We start from the raw sequence: 12,214 nt of genomic DNA on the forward strand, positions 1-12,214 counted from the left end.
GAGGCCCTGCCAGACACTGCAAAACCTCCCGCCTACACTTTCCTTGATCAGCTCCCAGCCCCGGCCTACTCTGTTGGCCTGCCCGCGCTGAGCCGCCCACAAGGAAGGCCCCATGTTCGAACACCACGCCACGCTCAAGAAACACTTCAGTGCCCTGCGCACCACCGCCCAATTCTTCTCCCTGCGGTATGTCCGCGAATCCGGCCGGTACCTGTCGGTACGCAAGAACGTCGCCGAACCGCCGCACCTGAGCCACGACGAAGGCGCCATGCTCACCGTGCGCCTCAACGGCGTGGAAGCCTACGCCGCGACCAACGATATTTCCCTGGCCGGCCTGCAAGCCGCCCTCGAGCGCGCCGAGCAGCAAGCCCGGCAGATCCTGCCCCACGCCCTGCTCGACCTGCGCGAGCAAGCGGTGTCCAGTGACGTTGCCGACTACCTGTCGCCCGACTTCGACCAGCCCTTCCCCACCCTGAGCGACTGCTACCAACTGCTCGGCGATGAGTCGGCTGCCGTGCCCAGGGATGAGCGCCTGGTCAGCTGGGATGTGAGTCTGGGCCAGACCACCGTCGAACAGATCTACCTCAACACCGCCGGCGCCCAATTGCGCCAGGCCCAGCGCTTTGTGTTCCCCGGCGTCAATGTCACGGCCTTCGACGGTAACGACAGCCAGACCCGCACCCTCGGCGGCAGCAACTTCGGCCAGCAAGGCGGGTTTGACGTGATCAGCCGCTTCGGCCTGACCGGCGCCGCGCCGCGCGTGGCCGACGAAGCGTTGCAATTGCTGCTGGCACCGAACACGCCCCAGGGTCCGCGTGACCTGCTGCTGATGCCCGACCAGATGATCCTGCAGATCCACGAGTCCATCGGCCACCCGCTGGAGCTGGACCGCATCCTCGGCGACGAGCGCAACTACGCCGGCACCAGTTTTGTGAAGGCCAGCGATTTCGGCCACCTGCAATATGGCTCCAAACTGCTCAACGTGACGTTCGACCCGGACATCCCCGAACAGCTCGCCAGCTACAGCCATGACGATGACGGCACCCGCGCCAGCAAGCAATTCCTGATCCGTGAAGGGCTGCTGCTCAAACCGTTGGGCGGCGCGTTGTCGCAATTTCGCGCCAACCTGCCAGGCGTCGCCAACAGCCGTGCCAGCGGCTGGAACCGCCCACCCATCGATCGCATGGCCAACCTGAATATCGAGCCCGGCGATAAAAACCTCGCGCAACTGGTGGGCGGTATTGAACACGGCATCTTGATGTCGACCAACCGCTCGTGGTCCATCGACGATGCGCGCAACAAGTTCCAGTTCGGGTGTGAGTGGGGCCGGTTGATCGAAAACGGCGAACTCAAGGGTGTGGTGAAGAACCCCAACTATCGCGCCATTTCCGCGCAGTTCTGGCGCAAACTCAGCGCGGTCGGCGATGCCAGCACCTTCAAGGTATTAGGCACGCCCAACTGCGGCAAAGGCGAACCCAACCAGGTGATCCGCGTGGGCCACGCCTCACCGGCCTGTGTGTTCAGTAACGTCGATGTATTCGGGGGGGACGCCTGATGAATAATTTCAAGGCACTGGTGGACTGGCTCAAGCAGGCCATCACCGACAAGGAGCAATTTCACCTCGGCTATGCGGATGAAGCGTCAGAATTCGTGCGTTTCAACCACGCACAGGTGCGCCAGGCCGGCCAGGTGCAACAGGCCAGCCTGAACCTCAAGCTGATCAACGAGGGCCGCCACGCCGACCTGGGCATTACCCTGTCCGGCGAGCCGGATCTGGATCGCCAGCGTCTGGCCGATGGCTTGCAACAGCTGCGTGAAACCTTGCCGTTGCTGCCGCCGGACCCGTACCTGTTGCTGAATCACAACGCCTGGGAAAGCCACAATGAACAACTGCGGCCCCTGCCGGAGCTGACCCAGGTGCTGCAAGACATCAGCCAGGCCGCCGAAGGCGTGGACCTGGTCGGTTTCTATGCCGCCGGCCCCATCAGCCGTGGCTTTGCCAGCTCCGACGGGGCGTTCGGCTGGCACCAGGCCAATAGCTTCAACTTCGACTTCAGCCTGTTCCACGCCAATGGCGAAGCGGTCAAGGCCAGCTATGCCGGGCACAGCTGGGACAGCGCCGAGTTCGCCCGACGCGTCCAGCAGGCCCGCGATCAGCTCCAATTTTTGGGCCGGCCACTGCACCCGCTTGCGCCCGGACAGTACCGCGCCTACCTCGCGCCGGCGGCACTCGAAGAGCTCATCAGCATCATCACCTGGGGCGGTTTTTCCGCGCAGGCCATCGCCAGTAAAGGCAGCTCGTTGCAACGCCTGTATGCCGGCGAACAACAGCTGAGCCCGCTGGTGACGGTGACCGAGCAGATCAGCGGTTCACTGAGCCAGGCCTTTTCCAGCGAAGGCTACCCGCGCAGCGATGTCAGGTTGATCAATGCGGGCCGCGCCGACGGCCAACTGGTCAACTCGCGCAGCGCCGCCGAATATGGCCTCAATGCCAACGGCGCCGGCAGCGACGAGTCCCCCAGCGCCCTGCAGATGGCCGCCGGCGACCTGGCCCAGGCCGATATCCTCAAGCAATTGGGCACCGGGTTGTACATCAGCAACCTGTGGTACCTGAACTACTCCGACCTGCCGGCGGCGCGCCTGACCGGCATGACCCGCTTCGCCACGTTCTGGGTGGAAGACGGCGAGATCAAGGCACCGGTCAGCACCATGCGCTTTGATGACAGTGTGTACAGCCTGCTGGGCTCACAGCTGGAGGCGTTGACGGCCGAGCGAGAACTGCTGTTGTCAGCCAGTACGTACGGCCAGCGCAACACCGCGTCCAATTTGCTGCCAGGCGCCCTGGTCAAACGCCTGACCCTGACGTTGTAAATACAAAACCCTGTGGGAGGGGGCTTGCTCCCGATGACGGTGTATCAGTGACAGATGTACTGACTGACACACTGCTATCGGGAGCAAGCCCCCTCCCACATTGTCCTGAGTTGGTTTCAGACAGCTCGGTTTCAACCCTTCCTACCGCCAATTCCCTTCTTCGTGCTCTTCCCGGGGAGCCCTGTTGTCGCCCGCAAAAAACCTCGTTATAAGAGTTAATGGCATACCGCCACACCACAGTGAGTGCTGCAATGACCCAGGGAAGTTTTGTCATAGAGAAGCTGTACAAGCACTACAACGTCCACGTAGAGCAACTGGGCAACGATCCGCACAGGAAAACCGTGTTGATGGTCAACGGTGCACTGTCCACCACACGCTCCTTTGCCCGCACCAGCAAATGCCTGGCCGAGCATTTCAATGTGCTGCTGTTCGACCTGCCTTTTTCCGGCTATTCGCGTGACTACAACACCGACCTGGACCTGGTGACCAAGGACGACGAAGTACAGATGCTGCGCGCGCTGGTGGAGCGCTTTGCCGTCAACCATCTGGTCTCGGCCTCGTGGGGCGGCATCTCCACATTGCTGACGCTGGCCCATAATCCGCCGTCCATCGAAAGCTCGGTGGTGATGGCCCTGGCGCCCAACCTCAACCAGGCGATGCTGGAGTATGTAGAGCGCGTGCGGGTATTGATCGAGGCCGATGACAAATCCGCCGTCGGCCATCTGCTCAACGAGACGGTCGGCAAATACCTGTCGCCGCGCCTCAAGCGCAACAACCACCGCCACCTGTCGAACATGGCCACCACCGAGTATCGCCAGGCGCGGTTCCATATCCATCAGGTCCTGGCGCTGGGCGATGGCAACTACTTGCCGGCGCTCCGGCAAATTGCAACGCCGGTGCACTTCCTCAACGGTACGCTGGACGAATACACCCCGGCCGCCGAAGCCCGGTTGTTCGGCGATTACGTGAGGCACAGCAGTTTCGCCGTGGCCGAACACACCGGCCATTTGCTCGACCTGGAATCACGCGAGGCGGCGCTGGCGGTGCATCGTGCCTTGCTGGATTTTCTGGTGGGCGAGCACGCCGCGTTGTCGGCTATAGACGAACCGCTAGTGGGAAAAACAGCGACGAATGGCGCATAATCGCCGACACATAGCCTGCTAACAAAAGGGTCCCCATGCCGAATCGTGCCCCTCTCGACGCCAAGACCGCCCGCTGGCTGCCCTGGGTGGTCGCGATTGCCTTCTTCATGCAGTCGCTGGACGGGACGATCCTCAACACGGCGCTGCCGGCCATGGCCCGGGACCTGGCGGAAAACCCGCTGCGCATGCAGGGCGTGGTCATTGCCTACATGCTCACCGTCGCTTTGCTGATCCCCGCGTCGGGCTGGATCGCCGACCGCTTCGGCACCAAGAAAATCTTCTTTGGCGCCATCCTGCTGTTCAGCATCGGATCATTGTTGTGCGCCTTGTCCAGCAGTTTGAGCATGCTGGTGGGTGCGCGGGTAGTCCAAGGCCTGGGCGGGGCGCTGATGCTGCCGGTCGGGCGCCTGGTGGTGCTGCGCGCCTACCCCCGTTCCGAGCTGGTGCGGATCATGGGCTTCATTACCATCCCCGGCCTGCTCGGCCCGTTGCTCGGCCCGACCCTGGGCGGCTGGATGGTGCAATACCTGACCTGGCACTGGATCTTCCTGATCAACCTGCCGGTGGGCATGATCGGCTGCTACGCCGTGTGGAAGTTCATCCCCGACCTGCGCGGCAGCGAGCGCACCCGTTTCGATGGTCTCGGCTTCCTGCTGTTCGGCGCGGCCATGGTGCTGATCACCATTGCCATGGAGGGCCTGGGCGAACTGCACCTGCCGCACCTGCGGGTGATGTTGCTGCTGTTCGGCGGGCTGGCGTGCCTGGCGGCGTATTGGCTGCGCGCCGGGCATATCGACAACGCCCTGTTCTCGCCGGTGCTGTTCAAGACCCGTACCTTTGCCGTGGGTATTCTCGGCAACCTGTTCGCGCGCCTGGGCAGCGGCGCCCTGCCCTTTCTGGTGCCGCTGCTGTTGCAGGTGGCGCTGGGTTATTCGCCGTCACAGGCCGGCATGAGCATGCTGCCGCTGGCGGCGGCGGCGATGTTCGCCAAGTCCATCGCCCGGCCTTTGATCGAGCGCCTGGGTTATCGCGTGGTGCTCACCGGCAACACGCTGGCCCTGGGCGCCATGCTGGCGAGCATGGGCCTGGTCAGCGAGCAAACCCCTTACCCGCTGCTGCTGGCGATGCTGGCGGTGCTCGGCGCCATCAACTCGCTGCAATTCACGGCGATGAACACCGTGACCCTGATCGACCTCGACGACGCCCAGGCCAGCAGCGGCAACAGTTTGCTCTCGGTGGTGGCGCAACTGTCCCTGAGCCTGGGCGTGGCCTGCGCCGGTGCACTGCTGGGTGGGTTCACAGCCGAAGCCGGCAACGATGGGGTGAACACGGTGCTCGGCGCGTTCCAGCTGACGTTCCTCACCGTGGGCATCATGGCCATGCTGGCGGCGGCGATCTTCCTGCAATTGTCGCCAAAAGACGGCAAACGTGTGGTCAGCCGCGAGCATGATATCGAGCACTGACCGGCGTCTCGTCTAGAACTTGCGGGGAAATTCCCACGAGACTGGTACACTGCGCGACATTTTGTTTTGCAGAGCCAGTCCCGTGACCACCATCGCCACCGCTTTTAATACTTTGCCCCTGTCCGCCGCCATGCTGGCTAACCTCGACTCGCTGGGTTATGTCGAAATGACGCAGATCCAGGCGCAGAGCTTGCCGGTGATCCTCAAGGGGCTGGACCTGATTGCCCAGGCCAAGACCGGCAGCGGCAAGACCGCCGCCTTTGGTATCGGCCTGCTGAACCCGATCAACCCGCGCTATTTCGGGTGCCAGGCCCTGGTGATGTGCCCGACCCGCGAACTGGCCGACCAGGTCGCCAAGGAAATCCGTCGCCTGGCCCGCGCCGAAGACAACATCAAGGTGCTGACCCTGTGCGGCGGCGTGTCCCTCGGCCCGCAGATCGCCTCCCTTGAGCACGGTGCCCACGTGATCGTCGGCACCCCGGGCCGTATCCAGCAGCACCTGCGCAAGGGTTCGCTGGTACTCGACGGCTTGAACACGCTGATCCTCGACGAAGCCGACCGCATGCTCGACATGGGTTTCTACGACGCCATCGAAGACATCATCAGCAAGACCCCGCCACGCCGCCAGACCCTGCTGTTCTCGGCCACTTACCCGGTGAGTATCAAGCAGCTGGCGTCCAAGTTCATGCGCGCGCCGCAGCAAGTGAAGGCCGAAGCGTTTCACTCCGACGATCAGATCGAACAGCGGTTCTACGAGATCTCGCCGGAAGAACGCATGGACGCCGTGACCAAGGTGCTGGCGCATTTCCGCCCGGCGTCGTGCGTGGCGTTCTGCTTTACCAAGCAGCAGGTGCAGGAAACCGTGGATCACCTGACATCCAAGGGCATTTCCGCCGTCGGCCTGCACGGCGACCTGGAACAGCGCGACCGTGACCAGGTCCTGGCGATGTTCGCCAACCGCAGCACCTCGGTGCTGGTGGCCACCGACGTGGCCGCCCGTGGCCTGGACATCGACTCGCTGGACATGGTGATCAACGTCGAACTGGCCCGCGACTCGGAAATCCACATTCACCGTGTTGGCCGTACCGGCCGCGCGGGTGAGACCGGCCTCGCCATCAGCCTGGTAGCACCGTCCGAAGCGCACCGCGCCCAGGCCATCGAGCAACTGCAGAAGTCGCCGCTGAACTGGGATCAACTGGACAACCTCAAGCCGCAGAGCGGTGGCCCGCTGCTGCCGGTGATGAGCACGCTGTGCATCGCCGCAGGGCGCAAGGACAAGGTGCGCCCAGGCGACATCCTCGGCGCCCTGACGGGTGACGCCGGCATCCCGGGTGCCCAAGTCGGCAAGATCGCGATCTTTGACTTCCAGGCCTTCGTGGCCGTGGAACGCGGCATCGCCAAGCAGGCGCTGCAGCGCTTGAACGACGGCAAGATCAAAGGCCGTTCGTTGCGCGTGCGGATCCTGTAAAAATCTCAAGCTATACAGAGATCCAAATGTGGGAGGGGGCTTGCCCCCGATGGCGGTGTGTCAGTGGCAGATGTACTGACTGACACCCTGCAATCGGGGGCAAGCCCCCTCCCACATTGGTCTGTAGTCAAATTCAAAATTGTATGAGGACACCGTTTTGCGCTCGACCGAAGTTGTGATCATTGGCGCCGGCGCCGCAGGCTTGATGTGCGCACTGACCGCCGCCGGGCGCGGGCGCCAGGTGATGCTGATCGACCATGCGAACAAGGCCGGCAAAAAGATCCTGATGTCCGGTGGTGGCCGCTGCAACTTCACCAATCTGTACACAGAGCCGGCCAACTTCCTCTCGCACAACGCGCACTTCTGCAAGTCGGCCCTGGCGCGCTACACCCAGTGGGATTTCATCGGCTTGGTGGCCAAGCACGGCGTGCCGTACCACGAAAAGAAACTCGGCCAACTGTTCTGCGACAACAAGTCCAGCGACATCCTCGGCATGCTGCTCGATGAATGCATCCAGACCGGCGTGAGCCTGCACCTGGACACCTCCATCCAAGAAATCGCCAGGCTCGACAGCGGTTACCAGTTGCAGACCACCCTGGGTGAGTTGCAGTGCGAATCCCTGGTGATCGCCACCGGCGGTTTGTCGATTCCAACCCTCGGCGCCACCGGTTTTGGCTATCAAGTGGCCAAACAATTCGGCCATGAACTGCTGCCGACCCGTGCGGGTCTGGTGCCGTTCACCATCACCGATCAGCTCAAGGAGCTGTGCGGCGAACTGTCCGGCACCTCGGTGGATTGCCTGGTCAGCTGCAACGGCCAGAGCTTTCGCGAGAACATCCTGTTTACCCATCGCGGCTTGAGCGGGCCGGCGATCCTGCAGATTTCCTCCTACTGGGAAACCGGCGACACCGTGGCGATCAACCTGCTGCCCGACCACGACGCCCACACGTGGCTGCAACAGCAACAGGCCGAGCGTCCCAACAGCGAGTTGAAGACACTGCTGGGCGAGATTTTCACCAAGAAGATGGCCAACCTGCTGGCGGACACCTGGTTCGCGTCCAAGCCGATGAAGCAGTACACCCATGCCGAAATCGCCGAGATCGCCGAGAAGCTCGGCAACTGGCAACTGGTACCGGCGGGCACCGAGGGCTATCGCACTGCCGAGGTAACGCTGGGCGGGGTGGATACGCGGGAAGTGTCGTCCAAGACCATGGAATCGCTGAAAAGCCCGGGGTTGTACTTTATCGGTGAAGTGCTGGATGTGACCGGTCACCTGGGCGGGTTCAATTTCCAGTGGGCCTGGGCGTCGGGCTACGCAGCCGCGCAATACGTCTGAAGGATGTACTCGGTCAAATGTGGGAGGGGGCTTGCCCCCGATGGCGGTGTGTCAGTCACCTGATGAGCTGGCTGACACACTGCTATCGGGGGCAAGCCCCCTCCCACATTGACTGCATTCCACATTGAGAATGGGTGTGTGGGAATAATTTTCTGTTGGATGTGATCACCACCCTTGCCGTGGCGTCCTTGATAGCTCAATTTAGCGACATCGTCCCGGAAGACTCCCGACTTCATGTCATCGACCTCGTTCAAGCAGTCCCTGCGACGCCTGTGGGCACTGGATAAATTCAGCTACAGCATTCGGGTATTCATCGCCCTGACCGGCAGCATGGCGCTGTGCTGGTATCAGGATGAAATGACGCTGCTGATCCCGCTGTTCCTGGGCATTATCGCCAGCGCCCTGGCCGAGACCGATGACAGTTGGCAAGGCCGTCTCAACGCCCTGGCGGTGACGCTGGTGTGTTTCAGCATCGCCGCGCTGTCGGTGGAGCTGTTGTTTCCCTACCCCTGGATTTTCGCGGCCTCCCTGGCCCTGGCCACGTTTGGCCTGACCATGCTCGGCGCGCTCGGTGAACGCTATGGCGCGATTGCCTCGGCCACGTTGATCCTGTCTGTCTACACCATGATCGGCGTGGACCAGCGCGGCGGTGCCGTCAGTGATTTCTGGCACGAGCCGCTGCTGCTGGTGGCGGGCGCGGCCTGGTACGGCGTGCTGTCGGTGCTGTGGCAGGCGCTGTTTTCCAACCAGCCGGTGCAACAGAGCCTGGCGCGGTTGTTCCGCGAGCTGGGACGTTATCTCAAGCTCAAATCTTCATTGTTCGAACCGATCCGCCAACTGGATGTGGAAGCACGCCGCCTGGAACTGGCCCAGCAGAACGGCCGGGTGGTCGCGGCATTGAATGCGGCGAAGGAAATCATCCTGCACCGCGTCGGCAACGGGCGGCCGGGCTCGAAGGTCAGCCGCTACCTGAAGCTATACTTCCTGGCCCAGGACATCCACGAGCGCGCCAGTTCGTCCCACTACCCGTATAACGCCCTGGCCGAGGCCTTCTTTCACAGCGACGTGCTGTTTCGCTGCCAACGCTTGCTGCGCCAGCAAGGCAAGGCCTGCCAGGCCCTGGCCGAGTCGATCCAACTGCGCCAGCCGTTCATTTATGACGACAGCTTTGCCGAAGCCCTGGGCGATTTGAATGCCTCCTTGGAACACCTGCGCATCCAGAGCAACCCGGCCTGGCGCGGCCTGCTGCGCTCGTTGCGCGCCCTGGCCGCCAACCTGTCCACCCTCGACCGCCTGCTCGGCGACGCGAGCAACCCCGACGCCCTGGCCGACGCCACCGACAGCAACCTGCTGGACCGGGCCCCACGCAACCTCAAGGAAATGTGGACGCGCCTGCGCACCCAGCTCACGCCGACCTCGCTGCTGTTTCGCCACGCCTTGCGCCTGTCCCTGGCATTGACCGTCGGCTATGCCACGCTGCACGCCATTCACGCCTCCCAAGGTTATTGGATCATCCTCACCACGCTGTTTGTCTGCCAACCGAACTACGGTGCGACGCGGCGCAAGCTCGGCCAACGGATCATCGGCACCGCGATCGGCCTGACCGTGGCCTGGGCGCTGTTCGACCTGTTCCCAAGCCCGGTGGTGCAGTCGATGTTCGCCATCGCCGCCGGCCTTGTGTTCTTTATCAACCGCACCACGCGCTACACCCTGGCCACGGCGGCGATCACCCTGATGGTGCTGTTCTGTTTCAACCAGGTGGGCGACGGCTACGGACTGTTCCTGCCACGCCTGTTCGATACCTTGCTCGGCAGCCTGATCGCGGGCCTGGCGGTGTTCCTGTTCCTGCCGGACTGGCAAGGCCGGCGCCTGAACAAAGTTCTGGCCAACACCCTGACCTGCAACAGCATTTACCTGCGCCAGATCATGCAGCAGTACGCCGCCGGCAAGAGCGACGACCTGGCTTACCGCCTGGCCCGTCGCAACGCGCACAACGCCGATGCAGCGCTGTCCACCACCCTGGCGAATATGCTGATGGAGCCTGGGCACTTTCGTAAGGAGGCCGACGTAGGCTTTCGCTTCCTGGTGCTGTCGCACACCCTGCTCAGCTATCTGTCGGGCCTTGGCGCGCACCGCGACACTCAACTGCCGGCCGACGTGCGTGAGCAGTTGATCGAAGGCGCGGGCAACAGCCTGGCGGCGAGCATTGACGAGATCGCCAGCGGCCTGGCCAATAAACAGCCGATTGCGATTCAGAGTGATGACGAGGAAGCGTTGGCGGCGCAGCTTGAGCAGATGCCGGATGAGATCGATGAGGGCCAGCGGCTGGTGCAGACGCAGTTGGCGTTGATCTGTCGGCAGTTGGGGCCGCTGCGTACGCTGGCGGCGCATCTGATCAAAGATACGCGCGCGGCTTAGGCCGCTTCGGGGGCAAGCCCCCTCCCACACTGACTGTGTCCACAGGTTCAGATGTGTGAATACAGTCAAATGTGGGAGGGGGCTTGCCCCCGATGAGGCCCGTACAGGCGCTACATCCCATGGGCCTTCATCAATTTCGCATAACTGCCATCCGCCTTCATTCTGGCGATCTCCCGATCAAAGCCGGCAACGATCTGCGCATGCTCGGGGTTCTTCAGACTGACCAGGATATGCAGGCTGTTCTCGCTCAGCGGTTCACCCACGAATTCCACGGCGCTGCGCACCCTCGGCGACTCGCGTGCCAGGTAGTAACGCGCCACGAACTCATCTTCCAGGGTCAGGCGCACACGTTTTGCCGCCAGCATCCGCACAGCCATGGCAAAGTTATGCACCGGCACTTTCTGTAACTGTGTGTCCTGGTCGAACGCCACCGAATAGGCATAACCACGCACTACTGCGATGCTTTCGCCGTGCAACTGCTGCAGATCCTGATAATCGACAGGGTCGTCACGACGCTTGATAAAGCGCACACGGTTGACCAGATATTGCCCGGAAAACTCGCCCAACTGCGTGCGGGCATCGTCGTACCAGGCGTTGATCAGCACGTCGTAGCGGCCATCGCCTACACCCTTGAGCGCACGCGCCCAGGGCACCTGTTCAAAATCGCTGGCATACCCGGCCCGAGCCAGCGCGGTGCTGACGATATCCGTGGCCAGCCCGCCGTTGACCAGGGTGACATCGGTAAACGGAGGCCAACCGTCCGCCACCAGGCGCAAACGCTGCGCCAATACCGGTTGAGCCAGCAACAACACTGCAATCAAAGCAACGGCACGAGACAATCGCGGCATGCTTAAAATCCTTGGCGGGCAGGCGATGGCCTGATAACAGTAGCTCATCAATGAGCCTGCATTGGTTATTGCACAAAGAAGTCAGGCACGCATGCACTGAATGATGGCAAATTGACGCCATTCACAAAAATGACCGGCTTTGGACAGCAGCGCCAGTCGCACTTACTATCCCTGCCAAGCCTTTGACAAGAGCGCACCTCATGACGGTCGATTGGATCTGCAGACATCACGACGATCTGGGCAAGGAACAGCTGTACGCCATCCTGCGCCTGCGCGGCGAAGTGTTCGTGGTTGAGCAACAGTGTGTTTACCAGGACATCGACGGGCAGGACCTGTCCGGCGATACCCACCACCTGATGGCCTGGAAAGCGGATGAACTGGTGGCCTACCTGCGGCTGCTCGACCCGGAGTCACAGGGCGGCGATGTGGTGATCGGCCGGGTAATAGTGGCGCCGTCGGCGCGGGGCACCGGGCTGGGGCATTTGATGATGATCGAGGCACTTGAGCAGATTGAAAAGGTTTGGCCGGATACGCCGATATTTTTGTCGGCCCAGGCGCATTTGCAGGGGTATTACGGGCGGTATGGGTTTGGGGTGGTGGGTGAGGAGTACCTCGAGGACGGTATTCCACATATTGGTATGCGGCGGGCTTGAGGGACTTATCGGGGG

8 protein-coding genes and 1 pseudogene are annotated in these 12,214 nt (G+C 62.4%); 8 read left to right on the forward strand and 1 reads right to left on the reverse strand.

Features of this window, described 5'->3' with window-relative positions:
• The first annotated feature begins 112 nt into the window (after nt 1–112).
• The 7 genes and pseudogenes from BOP93_RS24970 to yccS all read left to right on the forward strand — a co-directional run.
• Entirely contained in the window at nt 113–1,555 is a 1,443-nt protein-coding gene (locus BOP93_RS24970; RefSeq protein WP_104504968.1) for a TldD/PmbA family protein, read from the forward strand.
• Entirely contained in the window at nt 1,555–2,871 is a 1,317-nt protein-coding gene (locus BOP93_RS24975; protein ID WP_104504969.1) for a TldD/PmbA family protein, read from the forward strand. Before BOP93_RS24970 ends, BOP93_RS24975 begins: the two co-directional genes overlap by 1 nt.
• Nucleotides 2,872–3,122: 251 nt before the next feature.
• Nucleotides 3,123–4,013, forward strand: coding sequence for an alpha/beta fold hydrolase (locus BOP93_RS24980; protein WP_104504970.1), 891 nt, complete (start codon nt 3,123–3,125; stop codon nt 4,011–4,013).
• 35 nt (nt 4,014–4,048) lie between these two features.
• A complete protein-coding gene (mdtD, locus tag BOP93_RS24985) occupies nt 4,049–5,476 on the forward strand; it encodes a multidrug transporter subunit MdtD (protein ID WP_104504971.1) in 1,428 nt (475 codons plus the stop codon).
• 130 nt (nt 5,477–5,606) lie between these two features.
• Nucleotides 5,607–6,944, forward strand: coding sequence for an ATP-dependent RNA helicase DbpA (dbpA, locus tag BOP93_RS24990; RefSeq protein WP_237140442.1), 1,338 nt, complete (start codon nt 5,607–5,609; stop codon nt 6,942–6,944).
• A 157-nt stretch (nt 6,945–7,101) separates the two neighbouring features.
• A complete protein-coding gene (locus tag BOP93_RS24995) occupies nt 7,102–8,280 on the forward strand; it encodes an NAD(P)/FAD-dependent oxidoreductase (RefSeq protein WP_104504973.1) in 1,179 nt (392 codons plus the stop codon).
• A gap of 234 nt (nt 8,281–8,514) precedes the next feature.
• Nucleotides 8,515–10,717 (forward strand): annotated as a pseudogene (yccS, locus tag BOP93_RS25000) (YccS family putative transporter); the annotation flags it as partial.
• Between the two features lie 91 nt (nt 10,718–10,808).
• On the opposite strand, the gene BOP93_RS25005 reads toward yccS, so the two are convergent.
• A complete protein-coding gene (locus BOP93_RS25005) occupies nt 10,809–11,546 on the reverse strand; it encodes a substrate-binding periplasmic protein (protein WP_104504975.1) in 738 nt (245 codons plus the stop codon).
• A 200-nt stretch (nt 11,547–11,746) separates the two neighbouring features.
• Between BOP93_RS25005 and BOP93_RS25010 the strand changes: the two genes are divergently transcribed.
• Nucleotides 11,747–12,199: a GNAT family N-acetyltransferase gene (locus tag BOP93_RS25010; RefSeq protein ID WP_104504976.1), complete on the forward strand. Its 453-nt coding sequence runs from the start codon at nt 11,747–11,749 to the stop codon at nt 12,197–12,199.
• Nucleotides 12,200–12,214 lie beyond the last annotated feature (15 nt).

Source organism: Pseudomonas orientalis (genome assembly GCF_002934065.1).
In the GTDB taxonomy this organism is placed as follows: domain Bacteria; phylum Pseudomonadota; class Gammaproteobacteria; order Pseudomonadales; family Pseudomonadaceae; genus Aquipseudomonas; species Aquipseudomonas orientalis_A.